The sequence below is a fragment of the Phytohabitans sp. LZ39 genome (genome assembly GCF_059359075.1).
The window spans coordinates 116,321-133,545 of sequence record NZ_JCADBM010000014.1 but is presented as its reverse complement, the minus strand read 5'-3'; the positions used below and the strand labels follow the sequence as shown (position 1 = coordinate 133,545).

Genomic DNA, 17,225 nt, shown 5'->3' with positions numbered 1-17,225 from the left:
AGCGTCGGGCGCATGCCCCAGGTTCTCAGCTACGCGGACGCGGTACGCCTGCTCGGCGGACGGGACAGCAAGGTCGTCGACGCGCTGGAGGCGTTGACCAGCGGCGCGGTGCTCAGCGCGGCCGTGCCGCTGCCGGCGGAGCTCGTGCGCCTGGGTCACCAGGTGGTCCGCGGGCTGTCCGACCGGCGCAGCGGGCTGTCCCGGTACGGGCGGACCCAGCGCCTCGAAGCCGCACACGCGGTCATCGTCGTGACCGCGTTCTTCGAGGCGCTGGCCGAGGCCGACCTGCCGTTCGCGTTCGCCGACCTGGAGCTGACCAAGGAGGAGCAGCTCGCCGTCGCCGGCGGCGGCGCCGCGCTCCCGCACCTCGTCTTCGAACCGGGCCCGCGGCTGCCCGACCCGCATGATCCGCACGACCGCCTCCTGGAGCGGCTGCACCGCTACTACGGCGAGGTGTCCGGCGCGCTGGCCCGGTTCGCCGGCGGCCTCGCGGTGTGGGAGAAGCTGCCGGAGACCGACCGGGACCGTTTCCGGCAGGCCCTCGACGCGCTGCCGCCCGCCGCCCGCGCGCGGTACGAGGAGCTGTTCCGCCAGCTCGGCGCCGACTTCCCGGAGGTGGCGTTCTGGTCCGGCCTGCGCGAGCACTCGGCGACCCGCGCCGAGCTGCGCGGCCTCGGCGTCGCGCTCACCGGGCTCGGCGGGGTGCTCGACGCCATCTCCACCGGGCGGTTGCCCGACGCGCGGCGCGCCGCCCTCGCGCGGGCCAACGAGGCCGTGCTCGACCGGCCGATCGTCGAGGCCGGCGACGTGCCGCCGGGGCTGCGGGTGCCCACGCTCGGCGAGGCGTACGTGACACCGCTCTACCGGGTCGCCAACGCCGGCGGGCGCACCAGCGACGAGGCCTGGTGGTCCGATGTGGACGTCCGCGACGACCTGGAGGCGTTCCTCGCCGGGTTCCTCACCTCGCCGCGCGCGGTCGAGGCGCCGCTGCTCGTGCTCGGCCAGCCCGGATCCGGCAAGTCGGTGCTCACCAAGGTGCTCGCCGCCCGCCTGCCGGCGGCCGACTTCCTGCCCGTGCGGGTCGCCCTCCGCGACGTGCCGATCACCGCCGACCTACAGGACCAGATCGAGTACGCGATCCGCGCCGAGACCGGCGAACGCCTCGAGTGGCCGGCGCTGGCCCGGTCGGCCGGCGACGCGCTGCCGGTCGTGATGCTCGACGGCTTCGACGAGCTGCTCCAGGCGACCGGCGTGAGCCAGTCCGACTACCTCACCCGGGTCGCCGCGTTCCAGCGCCGCGAGGCCGACCAGGGCCGCCCGGTCGCGGTGGTCGTCACCAGCCGCACGAGCGTCGCCGACCGGGCACGGCCGCCGGAGGGGACGGTGGCGGTGCGGCTGGAGCCGTTCGACGAGGAGCGCATCACCGCCTGGCTCGACGTGTGGAACAGGGCCAACGCCGCCCACCTCGCCGCCCGCGGCCTCGCACCGCTCATGCCGGCCGTGGTGCTCGCCCATCCCCACCTGGCCGGGCAGCCGCTGCTGCTGCTCATGCTCGCGCTGTACGACGCCGACGGCAACGCGCTGCGCCAGCTGACCGTCGCGAGCGACGAAGGCCTGCTCGGGCAGGACGAGCTGTACGAGCGGCTGCTGCGCAGCTTCGCCCGCCGCGAGGTCACCAAGCACCGGCCCGGGCTGTCCACACCCGACACCGAGCGGGCGGTCGAGGAGGAGCTGCGGCGGCTGTCGCTCGTCGCGTTCGCGATGTTCAACCGCAACACCCAATGGGTCACCGAGGCCGACCTCGCCGCCGACCTCGCCGCCGTCATGGGCGAGCCACTACCCGCCGTGAACGACCTGCGCGCACCGCTGGGCCGGGCCGAGGTCGTGCTCGGGCGGTTCTTCTTCGTGCACCGGGCCCGCGCGGTCCGCGACGGCACGCGGCTGGGCACGTACGAGTTCCTGCACGCCACGTTCGGCGAGTTCCTCGTCGCGCGGATGACCCTCCAGGCACTGCGCGACCTCGCCGCCCGCGACGCCGCCGCGACGCTCTCGTTCGGCGCCGCGCCGGTCGACGACGACCTGCTGCACGCGCTGCTGTCCTTCTCGGTGCTGAGCGTGCGCACGCCGGTGGTCGGCTTCCTGCGCGGCATGCTGTCCAGGGTGGACGCCGCGGAGCGGCGGGCGCTGGGCGGGCTGCTGGTGCGCCTGCTGCGGACCGTGCACCACGCGCGGGCGCCGCGGCGGCTGGAGGCGTACCAGCCGCGGGTGCTCCCGGTGCCCGGCCGGTACGCCGCGTACAGCGCCAACCTGCTGCTGCTCGCCGTGCACACGGCCGGCCCGCTGCGCGGCGCCGACTTCGTCGACGGCGAGCCGGTGTCCGGCTGGAAGCGGCAGGCGATGCTGTGGCGCTCGCAGCTGCTCTGGGACGAGTGGCAGAGCCTGGTGGACGCGCTGACGCTGGATCGGGTCTGGGTCGGCGGCGCCCGGGACGTGGTGGTGGGCGCGGACGACGGCACGTTCGAGACGCCCCCGATCGACCTGCACTGGACCTACGAGATCCGGCCGGACGACCCCCGCCGGGGCACGATCAGCATGATGGCGTCCCGGGACACCGAGTACCTGCGCCGGCGCACCCACCTTCTCTGCCGGACCAGTGACGACGCCGTCGTCCACACCCTCGAGCCCCTCGAAGCGGCGATGCCGGACGCCAGCCGCACGATGAAGGACCGGCCGGGCGAGCCGCTCGAGTCGATGGCACACGCGCTGCTGGAGGCATGGCTGGAGGAGGACGACGGCGACCAGGCATCCACATATGTGGAAGCTTTCCTCGATGGCGATTAGGATGCACAATCGTGTCGCAGACCTCGCCGTTGAGGAGGATCGATGCGCGCCCTGCCGTACGTCGTCGCCGCCGCCATCGCCGCCCCGCTCGCCCTGCACACCCCCGCCGCGGCCGCCGGGGCGAGCGTGAGCGGCGCGCCCACCGCGTTCACCACCGTCGCGTCCAACGTGGCCGCCCGCACCGACCGCCGACCGACCAACGGCGGGGTTTACGACCGCCGCGCCGGCAAGACCTTCATCTCCTGGGGCGGGCGGTTCGAGGACAACTACGTGCAGGAGTACGACCACCGCACGGGGCGGTGGTCGGCGCCGGTCAAGGTGGCCGGCGGCGGCAACGACACCCACAACTACCCGACGATCGTCCAGGCCGGCGACGGGCACCTGCTGGTCTTCCGCGGCATGCACAACCGGGAGCTGTGGGTGGCCCGCTCACCCGAGCCGCACTCCATCGCCGGCACCTGGACCGACACGGAGATCCCGGAAGGGCTCGGCGCCACCTACCCGATGGTCGTCAAGGCCGCGAACGGCGACATCGTCGTCTTCGTCCGGGAGACCGCCGGCGACCTGGATCCCCGGTATCCGAGCGACTTTCGCCCGATGAAGTACGTCCGCTCCACCGACGGCGGCCGCACCTGGGCCAGCGCCGAGACGCTGACCGGCGAGCGGTGGGTGATCGCGCCCCGTGACCGGCCGGACAACATGAACGAGATCTACATCGGACAGCTGCGCTACGAGCCCGCCGCGCCCGGCCGACCGGAGCGGGTCGGCATCGTGTACACATTGGCCGGTGGCGGCCCGGAGGGACACCTGCACGACCGCTACCACAAGAACGTCTACCACGTGTACTTCAGCCCGGCCGACCTGCGCTTCCGGTCGGCCTCCGGTGTGGACCTGGGCGTGGCGGTCGACGACGCGGAGCAGGAGCGGCACCTCAAGGTGGTCGACACTCCACTCCAGACGGTCAACCCGCGCTCCCCCGACTACATCCAGCTGGTCGGCGCCACGCTCGGCGGTCACCTGCCGTTCGCGGTGTGGATGCGCCTCGACGCCGCGGGGGTTGTCCACACCCATGTGACCGTTCGCACGCCGCTCGGCTGGCACGACCGTGAGGTGGCGTCCGGCCTCCGGGTGCGCGACATGGAGCGGGTCGACCCGCTCACCTGGCGTGTCTACACCACGTCGAGCGACCCGGCCGTCACCGCCGTCGCCACCTACACGCTGACCGCCGGCTTGCTGTGGCGCCCGGAGGCGACGATCCCCACGCCGCGGCCGGTGCAGCGGGTCGAGGTGGTCGACGGCTACCGCGACCCGGCCCGCGTGATCCTCACCGGCGCGAGCAGCGCCCGCCCGGCCGACGTGGCCGACGGCGACATCTACGTGGCCGGCGCGCCACCACGCCCACGCGGATAGCGCGCCGCCACGCCCACGCGGGGAGAGCGTGCGGGTAGAAAGGGAGGGTGCGGGAGCGGATCCAGCGCGCCATCGACGACCTCGTCGCGAGCGGGAGCGAGACCGGCCTCCAGGTCGCCGTGCGGGGCGGCGGCGACACCTCCGTGGACGCCGTCGCCGGCCGCGCGGCACCCGATGGGCGACCGGTCACACCCGGCACGCTCTTCTACGCGGCCTCCACCGGCAAGGGCGTCACGGTCACGCTCGCGCACGTCGCCGTCGAGCGTGGGCTCATCGGGTACGACACGCGGGTGGCCGAGGTGTGGCCCGAGTTCGCCGCGCACGGCAAGGGCGGGGTCACCCTCCGGGACGTGCTGCAGCACACCGCGGGCGTGCCGGGGCTGCCGGCGGACGTCACGGTCGAGGACATGTGCGACTGGGAGCGCATGTGCGCGCTGGTCGCCGCCGCGGAGCCGTGGTGGCCGCCGGGCACCCGGACCGGTTACCACGCGCAGACGTTCGGTTACCTGCTCGGCGAGACGCTGCGCCGGGCAACCGGGCGGCCGCTGTCCACATTGCTCCGTGAGCTGGTGACCGAGCCGCTGTCCGTCGAGGCCGAGGTCTTCCTGTCGGTACCAGAGAGTCTGCTGGGGCGGGTGGCCACGCAGGAGGCCGGCCCGGCGCTGGAGCGACCACCGACAGGGTCTCCGGCGGCGCGTGCGACGCCGGCGGCGGTGATGCCCGACGCGGCCTACGCCAACCGCCGCGACGTGCTCACCGCCGACATCCCCTCGGCCGGCACGATGAGCGCGCGCGGCGTGGCCACGATGTACGCGGCCCTCCTCGGCCACGTGCCCGGCGTGGCGCTCGTGTCGGCGGAGCGGCTGGCGCTGATGGCGGCGCCCGCGTTCTCCGGGGTGGACCAGGTGATGGGCTTCCCGACCACGTGGGCGTACGGCTACAGCCTCTACCGGCCCGGCGGTGTCGAGGGGCGCGCGGGCTCGACGTTCGGGATGATCGGGGTGAACGGCTCGGCCGCGTGGGCGGACATCGACACCGGCGTGGCGGTCGCGGTGATGCGCAACAGGTTCGCGGCCGGCGACCTCACGGCGGTCGAGACGGTAGGACGGATCGTGGCGGAAGGGGGGCGCTAGATGGCGCCGGAGGTGGAGTTCGACGGGCGGTTCAGCAGTCCGGACGCGGCGGCCACGCCGTGGGCCGACGTGCTGGAGGAGATCGCGCGGGCCGAGGTCTTCTGGCTGTCCACCGTGCGGCCGGACGGGCGGCCACACGTCACGCCGCTGATCGCGGCGTGGCACGCCGACGCGGTGTACTTCACGACCGGCGCCGGCGAGCGCAAGGCGGCCAACCTGCGCGAGAACGACCGTTGCGCGCTGGCCACCGGCACCAACACGCTGCGCGGCCTCGACGTGATCGTCGAGGGCATGGCCCGCCTGGTCACCGAGGCCGCGGAGCGGGACGGGGCGGCGAGCGCGTTCGAGGCCAAGTACGGCGCGCACCTGACCAGCCCGGAGGGCACCTTCGCCGGGATGGGCGACACGATCCGTGCGGGCGGCGTGCAGCTCTACCGGGTGGAGCCGGCGGTGGCGTTCGCGTTCGGCAAGGGTGACGCCTACAGCCAGACCCGCTACCGCTTCAGCTAGGGCGACAAATCGCCCGGGAAAGCGCTCCAGCGGCGTGCGCTGGAGGAGGCCGGCTGGGGCCGCGGAGCTGGTTGGCGCGGCCGGCCCCGGGCGCGACGCAACGCGGGCCGCGCTTGTGTCGAGCTGGCCGTCAGTACGAGAGGCCGGGCTGGGGCTGGGGGGCGACCCGGCGGCGGAGCACGACCTGCCGGGTGCCGTCACGGAAGAGCCGCACCCGCGCGAGCTCCCAACCCGAAAACTCCGCCTGGATCGCCAGCTGCGCCGCGGCGGTGAGGCGGTCGACATTCGGTGGTAACCGCAGCGGCGCGTATTCGTAGTCCATGCGACCCATATTGCACACGCCTGTGGTGTATCGCTAGCCCTTGTCTACGAGCCGGGTCGCTCGGCGTGATCAGTAGGAACGGCCGTCGCGCTCGGGGTAGCCGACCGGGATCGCGGAGACGTCGTCGAGGGCCTGGGTGATCTCGGCGGGGAGCGTCATCTCCTCCACCGCGAGCGCGCCGAGCAGCTGGCCGACCGTGCGCGCGCCGAGGATGGGGGCGACCACGCCGGGGCGGTCGCGTACCCAGGTCAGCGCCACCTCCAGCGGCGACACGCCGAGCCCGCTCGCGGCCGTGACCACCGACTCGACGATGCTGGAGCAGCGCGGCTCCAGGTAGGGCGCGACGAACGGCTCGAAGTGCGGTGACGCGGCCCGCGAGTCGGCCGGGCGGCCGTTGCGGTACTTGCCGGTCAGCACGCCCCGGCCCAGCGGCGACCAGGGCAGCAGGCCCAGGCCCAGGGCGGCGGCGGCCGGCACGACCTCGCGCTCCACGCCGCGTTCGAGCAGCGAGTACTCCATCTGGGTGGCCACGATCGGCGCGCGCCCCGGAAACGCCGCCTGCCAGGTGGCGGCCCGCGCGGTCTGCCAGGCGGAGAAGTTGGAGACGCCGGCGTACCGCACCCGGCCGCTGGCCACCGCGTGGTCGAGGGCGGTGAGCGTCTCCTCCAGGGGCGTCTCGGTGTCGTACCCGTGCACCTGCCACAGGTCGACGTGGTCGGTGCCGAGCCGCCGCAGCGAGGCGTCGAGGCTGCTCAGCAGGTGTGCGCGCGACCCGTCGCGGCGGCGGGCGGTGCCCGGCCGGAGGCCGGCCTTGGTGGCGATCACCAGGTCTTCGCGGGCGACCAGCGAGCCGAGCAACTCCCCGATCACCACCTCGGCCTCGCCGTCCGCGTACACGTCGGCGGTGTCGACGAGGTTGCCCCCGGCGTCGAGGAAGCTCTTGAGCTGCGCGGCCGCGTCGTCGGGGTCGGTGTCCCGGCCCCACGTCATGGTGCCGAGCGCGAGCCGGGAAACCGCCAGCCCGCTGCGCCCGAGCGGTCGCTGCTGCATGGGTGAACCTTATTCAGTGCTGTGTCACTGTCCAGAGGCGAGTGGCTATTGCGTACCCTGGTGCGACTCGAACGGTTGGGGGCAAGTGTGCGGCTAGGACTGACACTCGGGTACCAGACGGCGTGGACCACGCCCGCCGACCACCTGGCCCTGGCTCAGGCGGCGGAGCGGCTGGGCTACTCGGTGGTGTGGGCGGCGGAGGCGTACGGGTCGGACTCGCCCAGCACGCTGGCCTGGATCGCCGGGCAGACCTCCACCATCGACGTGGGCAGCGCGGTCATGCAGATCCCGGCGCGTACGCCCGCCGCCACCGCGATGACCGCGGCCACGATCGACTCGCTCTCCGGCGGCCGCTTCCGCCTCGGGCTGGGCGTGTCCGGCCCGCAGGTCTCCGAGGGGTGGCACGGGGTGCGCTTCGGCAAGCCGCTCGCCCGCACCCGGGAGTACGTCGAGATCGTCAAGATGGCCATCGCCCGCCAGACCGTCTCCTACGAGGGCGCGCACTACACGCTCCCCCTCCCGGACGGGCCGGGCAAGGCGCTCAAGCTCGGCTTCCACCCGCCGCGCACGCACATCCCGATCTACCTGGCCGCGGTCGGCCCCAAGAATCTGGAACTGGCCGGCGAGATCGCCGACGGGTGGCTGGCCATCTTCTTCGCCCCCGACTCGGCCGCCGAGCAGCTCGCCACGGTCGCCGCCGGGCGGGCCAAGGCGGGGCTCGACCTCACCGGCTTCGACGTGGTGCCCAGCGTGCCCGCGGTCGTCGGCGACGACTACGCCTCCTGCGCCGAGCTGGTCCGCTGGTACGCCGCCCTCTACGTCGGCGGCATGGGCAGCCGCGAGACCAACTTCTACAACCAGCTGGCCGCCCGCATGGGGTACGCCGACGAGGCGCGCGAGGTGCAGGACCTGTACCTGGCCAAACGCCACCGGGACGCGGCCGCGGCGGTGCCGCTGGAGTTCATCGACCGCACCTCGCTGCTCGGGCCGAAGGAGCGGATCGCCGACAAGCTCGCGGCGTACGCGGAGGCCGGCGTGACCACCCTCTCGCTCACGCTCTTCGCGGGCGACGCGGAGATCGGGATCGACACGCTCCGTACCGTCGCCGAGGCGCTGGAGCTCGCGGGGGTTGGCGAATGAGTGGGCGGACCGCGGCCTCGTGCCCGTCCGCGGCGAAGCGAGGACGGGCATGACCTGGGTCGAGGCGATCGTGCTGGGGATCGTGCAGGGGCTCACCGAGTTCCTGCCGATCAGCTCCTCCGCCCACCTGCGGATCACCTCGGCGATCTTCTTCGAGGAGGACGCGGGCGCCTCGTTCACCGCGGTCACCCAGCTCGGCACCGAGGCGGCCGTGCTCATCTACTTCGCCAAGGACATCTACCGGCTGGCGAAGACCTGGATCGTCGGGCTGTGGGACCGGTCGGTCCGGTCCACACTGGACTACCGCATGGCCTGGTACGTGATCATCGGCTCGATCCCGATCGGCCTGTTCGGCTTCCTCTTCAAGGACCAGATCCGCTCCGCCGCCCGCAACCTGTACCTCGTCTCCACCACGCTCATCGTGTTCGCGCTGATCCTCGCGTTCGCCGAGTACTGGGGACGCAAGGTGCGCACGATCGAGCAGTTCACGCTGAAGGACGGCGTGGTGATGGGCTTCGCGCAGGCGATGGCGCTGGTGCCGGGCGTCTCCCGCTCGGGCGGCGTGGTCACCGCCGGCATGCTGCTCAACCTGACCCGGGAGACCGCGACCCGGTACTCGTTCCTGCTCGCCATCCCGGCGGTCGTGATGTCCGGCATCTTCTCGATCCCGGACGTGTTCGACAAGAGCGGCGAGGGGCTCACCCCGTCGGTGCCGCAGATGGTGGTGGCGACGGTGATCGCGTTCGCGCTCGGGTACGCGTCGATCGCCTGGCTGCTGCGCTATGTCGCACATCACACCCTGTACGCCTTCGTGCTGTACCGGGTGGCGCTCGGCAGCCTCGTCCTCTGCCTCCTGGCGGCGGGCACGATCACCGCGACATAGGGTTGGTTCCGTGGCTACTGTGCTGCTCCTGCGCCATGGGCGCACCACGGCGAACGCGGACGGCGGGCTCGCCGGTCGCCGCCCCGTGGAGCTCGACGAGACGGGCCGGGCGCAGGCCGCCGCCGTGGGCGAGCGGCTCCGGGCGCTCCCCCTCGCCGCCGTCGTCACCAGCCCGCTCATCCGCTGCCGGCAGACGCTCGAGCTCGCCCTCCCCGACGCCAAGCCGGTGGAGGAGGAAGGGCTGACCGAGTGCGGGTACGGTGCCTGGGAAGGCCAGCCGCTCAAGAAGCTCGCCAAGGATCCACTGTGGCCGGTCGTGCAGCAGCACCCCAGCGCCGCCGTCTTCCCGGGCGGCGAGGCGATGGCCGCGATGGCGGCGCGGGCGGCCGAGGCGGTGCGCCGCTGGGACGCCCAGGTCACCGCCGAGCACGGGCCGGAGGCACTGTGGCTGGCGTGCAGCCACGGCGATGTGATCAAGGCCATCGTGGCCGACGCGCTCGGCGTACACCTGGATCTCTTCCAACGGATCGTGGCCGACCCGGCGTCACTGACCGCGATCAGCTTCACCCCCACCCGCCCGTTCCTCCTCCGCCTGAACGACACCGGCGGCGACCTGACCGGCCTGGTCCCCCGGAAAAGGCGGCGCCCGCGGCGCGCCCGCCCCGCCGACTCCGACGCCACGGTCGGCGGCCGCGCTGGTGGCTGAACACCGGCCCGGTCCCGCGCCTCGGTCGGTGGCTGAACACCGGCCCGGTCTCGCGCCTCGGCCGGTGGCTGAACACCGGCCCGGTCCCGTGGTGAGGTGGCCTCCGCGCCGCCGCGGCGGGCGGCCGGGTCGGTGGCTGAACGCACTGCACACACGCGCCGCCCTACGGATAGGGTCTTAGGTATGACCCACCAGGTACACGCCTTCGAGCCGCCGGAGCGGTTCGTCGCTGGGACCGTGGGTCCGCCGGGGGAGCGGACGTTCTTCCTCCAGGCCCGCGGCGGCGGCCGGCTGGTCAGCGTCGCACTGGAGAAGGTGCAGATGTCGTTGCTGGCCGAAAAGCTCGAAGAGCTCCTCGCCGAGGCGCACCGCCGGTTCGGCGCCGAGCTGCCCGAGGCACCCGCGGCCCTCTCCGACAACGAGCCGCTCGACACGCCGGTGGACGAGGAGTTCCGTGTGGGCACGCTCGGGCTCGCCTACGACGTCGACACCGCCACCGTGGTCATCGAGGCGATCGCGGCCGGCGAGGCCGAGGTCGAGGTGGAGCTGGGCGGCGACGCCGAGCTGACCGAAGACGACGAGGACGACGACGAGGAGCCCGACGACGACCTCGACCGCCTGCGGGTGCGGCTCACGCCGGCCGCCGCGCGGGCGTTCATCGACCGGGCCCGCCGGGTGCTCGCGGCCGGGCGGCCGCCCTGCCCGCTGTGCGGCCAGCCACTCGACCCGCGCGGGCACCTCTGCCCCCGCCACAACGGCTACCACCGATGAAGCGTTCTCGGCGAAACGCGGTGGCGTGGTCTCGGCGCGATGCCGGGACCTCTCGGCGGGGCGCCGGGGCGTGGTCTCGGCGCGAGGCCGGGACGTCTCGGCGGGGCGCCGGGGCGTGGTCTCGGCGGCGCGTCGCGTGACTGTCGAGGCGTCCCCGGTGCTCGACGAGGGCGACGCGCTCCGGCTGCTGGAGCGGGGCGAGTTCGAGATCGAAGGCCGCCTCGTCGACGCCTCCAACACCACCCTGCGCGGCTTCCTCACCCTCGACGGGGTGACCACCCGCTGCGTGTACAAGCCGGTGCGCGGGGAGCGGCCCCTCTGGGACTTCCCCGACGGCACCCTGGCCGGCCGGGAGGTCTCCGCCTACCTCGTCTCGCGCGCCACCGGCTGGCGGGTGGTCCCGCCCACCGTCCTCCGCGACGGCCCGCTCGGCCCCGGCGCATGCCAGCTGTGGATCGACGAACCCGACGACGGCGAGGCGCTGGTCGGCTTCGTGCCTGCGTTCGAGCTGCCGGCCGGCTGGTTCCGCATCGCCTCGGCCCGCGACGAGGAGGGCAACGCCTACGCCCTGGCCCACGCCGACGACCCCAGGCTGGTCCGGATGGCCGTCTTCGACGCGGTCATCAACAACGGCGACCGCAAAGGCGGCCACGTGCTGGTCGGCGCCGGCGGCCAGGTGTTCGGCTGCGACCACGGGGTGAGCTTCAACGTCGACGACAAGCTGCGCACGGTGCTGTGGGGCTGGAGCCGGTCACGTCTGCCCGAGGAAGCGGTCGAGGTCCTGGAGCGGCTCGGCGAGGCTTTGGGCGGGTCACTGGGCGAGGAGTTGGCGGGGCATCTGACGGGGGCGGAGGTCGCGCGGACGCTGGAGCGGGTGGGTGCGCTGCTGGCTACGCGCCGCTTCCCCACCCCGTCGGACGACTGGCCCGCGGTCCCCTGGCCCCCGATCTGAACAGGCGGTCGCGGCGTGGCCTACCGCGAGCCGGCGACCGAAGTACGACCTCTGTCTCCCACCACCGGCCGGTCGGACTCCGGCCCATGTCGCGATGAACCACCACCCTCGCTCCCGTCACGATCGGGGTCATGACGGCCGGGACCACCCCGGCCCGAACGTGAGGGGCACGCGATGTACACCGAATCGCAGCAACGCACCACGGCCCGCGTCGCGGGTTCCTCCTGCTGCTATTGATGGCGCCGGCTTCTTCGCCCAGGTATTCGTGCCGGCCAGCCTCATCGTGGCCGCCGACGCGACGGCGACCGCGCGCAAACATCCTTGAATCGGAACGGCTCTTTCGCCTGGCCGCCTCCCTCGACGTGCTCATCTTCGCCTGCGACATCGTCATGGCCGTCGCGCTGTACGTGCTGCTCCGATCGGTGAATCCCGGCCTCGCCCTACTCGCGGCCCTCTGGCGAACGGCACAAGCCACGATCATGATCACAAATACGATCGCCTTCCTGTCGGTCCCCGCCGCGCTGACCAATCCGGAGAACACCGGCAGGCTCGAAACCGGCGAGCTCGAGGCCCTGGCCAACACGTACATCGGCGCACACACCACGGGATTCAGTGTCGGCCTGGTCCTGCTCGGCCTCGGCAGCGCCGTCTTCAGCTACCTGCTGTTCACCTCGCGATACGTACCCAGGGCGCTGGCCGGGTGGGGCGTGTTCGCCAACATCGTGCTGGCCACGTTCACCATGGCGGTCCTCATCTTCCCCGGTGCCGAAGATATGGCCGCGGTCTCGGTCGGTCGCTTCGTGCCCGTATTCCTTTTCGAGGTGATCCTCGGCGGCTGGCTCCTGTTCGGGAGCGTGCGGCTGCCTCGGACCGCCGAACCGGCCACCGTGTCACATTGACCACCGAAACGTGCTGCGCCCTTTTCAAAAGAGGGTCGCGTGATCCGCTCGGTGTTTGCGGTCTTTGATGCGATGACTGTGATCTTTGATGTGGCGAACTATATGCAAGATCGACGGACACCACGCTGGCCGGAAGAGTTCCGTTACGTCGACGACAGTCGGCATACTGTGGTTGTGGACAATTCCCACCGCCGTGGAGCACGGCCGTGGCTCGGACCAGCCTTGATCGTCGGCACGACAGCGGCCATCATCGGATACCTGGTTGGCGCCGATGATCGAGTACTCGCGTTGGCGCAGTCCGCCGCAGCGGTCATCGCGTTGGGTGTCCCATTGGTGATGTGGTTGTGGCGCCGCGGCGAAGCTGGGCAGGCTCCGGCAGGTCGGCTGGTCGATTCTTTTATGGACGAGTTGGCCATCGTTGTTCGAGCCCAGTGGGAGAGGTCGGCCGGCGAGCGACGACTGCGATATCCGGTACCCGCTTCCGTACGCTGGCGCTGGTCGGGATCATCGATCGGAGGGCCGATCGGCCAAGCGGTTGGCAATCGCATTGTGCGCTTTCCGGTGCTGCCCGGCATGTCGCGTATCAGTGAGCGTGACTTGTCCAATGGTGGCTTGGCCGACTTGTTCAGAATATATGGCGGCCTGGATTCCGGAAGAATAATCATCGCGGGTAATGCCGGCTCGGGGAAATCCGGTGCAGCTATCTTGCTGCTGCTCGATGCATTGAGACACAGAGCGAACCTGAGCGAAAGAGATCGTGCGATGACGCCGGTTCCAGTTCTTCTGACGATGCACGGATGGGATCCGTTCGCGCAGGGCGTCCTAGATTGGGTGGCAGAACGGCTCGTGGCTGACTTTCCGCTCCTGGAGTCGGGGCCGCTCGGCCGAAAGACCGCGAGAAAGCTGGTTCATCGCGGGCATATCGCGGTTATGTTGGACGGACTAGACGAAATGTCTGAGCCGCTACGCACGGGAGCGCTTCAGGCACTAGGTGATCAGGCGACATTCCGGCTCGTGTTGTTGACTCGTAGTGACGAACTGGCAGCTTCGATGACAAAAGGCCCGCTGTCCGGTGCGGCGAGCTTGGAGCTCTTGCCACTGGCTGCTGACGACGAAGCAGACTACCTGGCGGGTTGTCGACCTGAACCTATGCCAGCAGCATGGGATCGCCTCATCCTTCATTTGCGCCATTGTCCTGACGGCGTGCTGGCGCATGCCCTCGACACACCGTTGATGCTGACGCTCGTACGCGACACCTTTTCTGATCCAAAAGAATTGGATCACTTCGTCGAAACAGCTTCCACCAGCACCCGCGACGCCGTCGAAAGCGCCCTTCTTGACCGCGTTGTACCTGCTGCGTTCGCACCCCGATCAGGCAAGCCGTCTCTGCCTTACAGCTCCGCTGAAGCTCAACGCTGGTTAGGCTTTCTTGCCTACCGACTCAACCACAGTTGCAGTCGCGATTTGCCTTGGTGGAGTATGCCAGACTGGGTAGGCGCCGGCCCCCGTGTAGCCACAACTGCTTTGATCGTAGGAGCAGCTTTTGGGGCCTCAGCAGGATTCGCGGTCGGGACGCGGGTGACCCCGATCGTCGGGCAGATTGTCGGCCTAGCGGTTGGAGCCGTCTTCGCATTCGTAGCCGGCCTCGCCGCCAGCCGACCGCTTGTTCAGCCGCGGCAGCTGGTTAGATTTCGATGGCGCGGAACGCTGAGGGGGGAGAACATCCGGCTTGGAGTGGCGTTGGGATGTGGCTTCTCGCTGGTTTTCGGGCTTGCCGGCGGGCTCTCGTTTGGGCTTCGTGTAGGCGTCGCGAGTGCGCTTTTGTTTGGGCTTCTTACCGCGATTTCGATCGCCTTGATGTCGGCGATGGCTCAACCGTCAAATACAATAGATAGTCCAGTTGATCCGATCACGTGTTGGCGCCGGGACAGGGAGTACACGATTGTGTCCGGTCTTACGGTAGGACTCGTGTTCACGCTCGGCGGTATCATGTTTGCGCCTTTTGTAGGGCTGTTGTTCGGCCCTTTGGCGGGGATTGCGTTTGCGCTGCCACGCTCGGCAACCTGGCATGCGTCCTTTACCTTCTGGCGGCTACGTCGGGCCGGCTTGCTACCGAGAAATGCGATGACGTTTTTTGAGGACGCTCGCGCTCGGCATGTCCTACGAACCGCCGGACCGGTCTATCAGTTCCGCCACGCCAGCCTGCAAGATCGGCTCGCCGATAGCTTCGCCGATGCGCAAAGGTGACCCGAAACAGCTCCCTCGCTGAGGGCCTACCAGACGGGCGCCATTCATTCATGACCCAGCCTCGCGCGAGCGGATCGTGTGTGGCGGCGCCGGGGCGCGGGGGCGGCTTGCCGCCCCCGCGCCAGCGGTGATCCGTCTACGAGGTCTGCTCGACCTCGTCGTCCAGGGGCATGAACGGGTGCTCGTCCAGCCGCCCGACCAGCCGGTCTTCCGCCGCCGGCGCGAACGGCCCGGCCGCGTCGTCCTCGCTGTACGACTCGAGGTCGAGCGGGGCGGCGACCTCCGACACCATCACCACGCCGTCGAGGGGCTCGAGCTCGGGGATGTCGAGCGCGCCCAGCGAACCGTCGCCGGCCTGGAGGAGCTCCAGCACGGCCTCGCCGACGGTCTCGACCGGCTCGGCCTCTTCCTCGTCTTCGGGCAGGCCGGAGCGGCGGGCGGCCTCGGCGACGCGGACCAGGGCGGCCACGCTGGGTACGCGGTAGTCGCGGCGCTGGCGTACCGAGACGACGGCCGGGTGCGGGTCTTCCGGCTCGTTGCCGTCGACGCCACCCAGGCCGACGCCGAAGCGCTCGTCGGCTTCGTCGGGGTCGATGGACTCGACGTCCCAGGGTGTGACCTCGCCGAACGCGTCGAGCAACAGCTCGTCGTACTCGTAGGAGGCGTTGTTGAGCGTGACGTACGCCTGCCAGACGTCGTCGTCGTCGATGCGGCCCTCGGCTGCCTTGACGGCGGCGAGGTGGCCGCGCGCGGCTTCGATCACCCGCTCGAGAGCGGCGTCCAGCTCCGCGTGCTGGTCGGTCATGGTGAGGAGGGTCCCTTCAGCGGGTCAGTCAGGACGTGCGTAGGAATCGGTCGAGTACACGCACGCCGAACTGTAGTCCCTCGACCGGGACGCGCTCGTCAATGCCATGGAACAGTGCGGAAAAGTTCAGGTCGGGCGGCAGCCGCAGCGGTGCGAAGCCGAAGCAGCGGATGCCGAGCCGCTGGAACGCCTTGGCGTCGGTGCCGCCGGAGAGCATGTAGGGCACGGGCCGCGCGCCCGGGTCCTCCGCGCGCAGCGCGGCGGCCATCGCGTCGACGAGGGCGCCGTCGAAGGTGGTCTCGATCGCCGGCTGGCGCTGCACGTGTTCGATCTCCAGGTCGGGGCCGATCACCTCGCGCAGCTGTTCCAGGAAGAGGTCGGCCTGGCCGGGGAGCGTGCGGCAGTCGATGGTGGCCGTGGCGCGGCTGGGGATGACGTTGTCCTTGTACCCGGCGGCGAGGCGGGTCGGGTTGGCGGTGTTGCGGAGGGTGGCGCCGATGATGTTGGCGATCGGGCCGAGCTTCGCGATCGCGGTCTCCGGGTCGTCCGGGTCGAGCTCGACGCCCAGCGCGTCGGACAGGTGCTCCAGGAACGCCCGGACGGTCGGGGTGACCACCATCGGGAAGCGGTGGCGGCCCACCCGGGCGACCGCCTCGGCGACCGCGGTCACCGCGTTGTCGTCGTGCACCATCGAGCCGTGGCCGGGGCGGCCGCGGGCGTGCAGCCGCAGCCAGTTGATCCCCTTCTCGGCGGTCTCCACGAGGTAGAGGCGCAGGTCGTTGGTGACCGTGAACGAGAAGCCGCCGACCTCCCCGATCGCCTCGGTGCAGCCGTCGAGCAGGTCGCGGTGCTTGTCGACGAGGAAGTGCGCGCCGTACTCGCCGCCGGCCTCCTCGTCGGCGGTGAACGCGAGCACGATGTCCCGCGGCGGCCGCACGCCGGTGCGGGCCCAGTCGCGCACGACGGCGAGGACCATCGCGTCGAAGTCCTTCATGTCGATCGCACCGCGACCCCAGAGAAAGCCGTCGCGGATCTCGCCGGCGAACGGGTGCACCGTCCACTCGTCGGGCTCGGCCGGCACGACGTCGAGGTGGCCGTGCACGAGCAGCGCGTCGCGGCCGGGGTCGGTGCCCTCGATGCGGGCGACGAGGCTGGCCCGGCCGGGCGCCGACTCGTGGATCTCGGAGCGGATGCCGACCTCGTCCAGCTTCGCCGCCACGTACTCGGCCGCGGCCCGCTCGCCCGCGCTCGTGGCGTTGTCGCCGGTGTTCGTCGTGTCGATACGCAGGAGGTCGCGGCAGATGTCGACGACCTCGTCGACCGGTGGGCTGCTCATCCGCCCTTCTTACCAGGCGACCTGGCCGGTCCCCGCGCCGCCACAAGCGGCGCCGGTAAAGCCACCGGAGAGCTTTCGGGTTCGGGTCTGGAAAGCTCCTTCGAAACAGGTTTCCCGGGTCCGCGTCAGTGGCGGACCGCCGCTCCCGCCGGAGACCGCGCGGGTCGGCGGCTCGCCAGGGCTCGCCGAGATCCCCGACCCGCGCTGCCAGGTCCGCGCC

Annotated in this window: 15 protein-coding genes; 11 read left to right on the top strand and 4 right to left on the bottom strand. The window is 71.3% G+C overall.

Going from position 1 to position 17,225, the window contains the following annotated elements:
* Positions 1 to 12 precede the first annotated feature (12 nt).
* The 4 genes from AC5L36_RS25910 to AC5L36_RS25895 are packed head-to-tail and all read left to right on the top strand — an operon-like array spanning position 13 to position 5,894.
* On the top strand, positions 13 to 2,841 hold the full coding sequence (locus AC5L36_RS25910; RefSeq protein ID WP_441221211.1) for an NACHT domain-containing protein: 2,829 nt from the start codon (positions 13 to 15) through the stop codon (positions 2,839 to 2,841).
* A gap of 42 nt (positions 2,842 to 2,883) precedes the next feature.
* Positions 2,884 to 4,251, top strand: coding sequence for a BNR-4 repeat-containing protein (locus tag AC5L36_RS25905; RefSeq protein ID WP_441221209.1), 1,368 nt, complete (start codon positions 2,884 to 2,886; stop codon positions 4,249 to 4,251).
* Positions 4,252 to 4,298: 47 nt separating this feature from the next.
* Positions 4,299 to 5,384, top strand: coding sequence for a serine hydrolase domain-containing protein (locus AC5L36_RS25900; RefSeq protein WP_441221208.1), 1,086 nt, complete (start codon positions 4,299 to 4,301; stop codon positions 5,382 to 5,384).
* The gene (locus AC5L36_RS25895) at positions 5,385 to 5,894 is read left to right on the top strand and encodes a pyridoxamine 5'-phosphate oxidase family protein (protein ID WP_441221206.1); all 510 of its coding nucleotides are present in this window, start codon (positions 5,385 to 5,387) and stop codon (positions 5,892 to 5,894) included.
* Positions 5,895 to 6,024: 130 nt separating this feature from the next.
* On the opposite strand, the gene AC5L36_RS25890 is transcribed toward AC5L36_RS25895, so the two are convergent.
* Together AC5L36_RS25890 and AC5L36_RS25885 are read right to left on the bottom strand one after the other, a co-directional pair.
* Positions 6,025 to 6,216, bottom strand: a complete 192-nt coding sequence (locus tag AC5L36_RS25890; RefSeq protein ID WP_441221204.1) for a DUF5703 family protein — start codon at positions 6,214 to 6,216, stop codon at positions 6,025 to 6,027.
* Between the two features lie 69 nt (positions 6,217 to 6,285).
* Positions 6,286 to 7,266 carry an aldo/keto reductase gene (locus tag AC5L36_RS25885; RefSeq protein WP_441221202.1) on the bottom strand — a complete coding sequence of 327 codons (981 nt, stop codon included), beginning with the start codon at positions 7,264 to 7,266 and terminating at the stop codon, positions 6,286 to 6,288.
* 87 nt (positions 7,267 to 7,353) lie between these two features.
* Here AC5L36_RS25885 and AC5L36_RS25880 point away from each other — a divergent pair, with 87 nt between their 5' ends.
* From AC5L36_RS25880 to AC5L36_RS25850, 7 genes are all read left to right on the top strand, one after another.
* The gene (locus tag AC5L36_RS25880; RefSeq protein WP_441221200.1) at positions 7,354 to 8,406 is read left to right on the top strand and encodes an LLM class F420-dependent oxidoreductase; all 1,053 of its coding nucleotides are present in this window, start codon (positions 7,354 to 7,356) and stop codon (positions 8,404 to 8,406) included.
* 49 nt (positions 8,407 to 8,455) lie between these two features.
* Entirely contained in the window at positions 8,456 to 9,289 is an 834-nt protein-coding gene (locus AC5L36_RS25875) for an undecaprenyl-diphosphate phosphatase (protein WP_441221198.1), read from the top strand.
* 10 nt (positions 9,290 to 9,299) lie between these two features.
* The gene (locus AC5L36_RS25870; protein WP_441221197.1) at positions 9,300 to 9,995 is read left to right on the top strand and encodes an MSMEG_4193 family putative phosphomutase; all 696 of its coding nucleotides are present in this window, start codon (positions 9,300 to 9,302) and stop codon (positions 9,993 to 9,995) included.
* A 183-nt stretch (positions 9,996 to 10,178) separates the two neighbouring features.
* Positions 10,179 to 10,766 (top strand): DUF3090 domain-containing protein, encoded by a 588-nt coding sequence (locus AC5L36_RS25865; protein WP_441221195.1) that lies wholly within the window; start codon positions 10,179 to 10,181, stop codon positions 10,764 to 10,766.
* 136 nt (positions 10,767 to 10,902) lie between these two features.
* Positions 10,903 to 11,718, top strand: a complete 816-nt coding sequence (locus AC5L36_RS25860; protein ID WP_441221193.1) for an SCO1664 family protein — start codon at positions 10,903 to 10,905, stop codon at positions 11,716 to 11,718.
* 236 nt (positions 11,719 to 11,954) lie between these two features.
* The gene (locus tag AC5L36_RS25855) at positions 11,955 to 12,617 is read left to right on the top strand and encodes a DUF4386 domain-containing protein (protein WP_441221192.1); all 663 of its coding nucleotides are present in this window, start codon (positions 11,955 to 11,957) and stop codon (positions 12,615 to 12,617) included.
* Between the two features lie 39 nt (positions 12,618 to 12,656).
* Positions 12,657 to 14,864 (top strand): NACHT domain-containing protein, encoded by a 2,208-nt coding sequence (locus AC5L36_RS25850; RefSeq protein ID WP_441221190.1) that lies wholly within the window; start codon positions 12,657 to 12,659, stop codon positions 14,862 to 14,864.
* A gap of 136 nt (positions 14,865 to 15,000) precedes the next feature.
* Here the strand turns inward: AC5L36_RS25850 and AC5L36_RS25845 are convergent, their stop codons facing one another.
* On the bottom strand, positions 15,001 to 15,669 hold the full coding sequence (locus AC5L36_RS25845; protein ID WP_441221188.1) for a hypothetical protein: 669 nt from the start codon (positions 15,667 to 15,669) through the stop codon (positions 15,001 to 15,003).
* Positions 15,670 to 15,697: 28 nt separating this feature from the next.
* Positions 15,698 to 17,005, bottom strand: coding sequence for a M20/M25/M40 family metallo-hydrolase (locus tag AC5L36_RS25840; RefSeq protein WP_441221186.1), 1,308 nt, complete (start codon positions 17,003 to 17,005; stop codon positions 15,698 to 15,700).
* Positions 17,006 to 17,225: the final 220 nt, after the last annotated feature.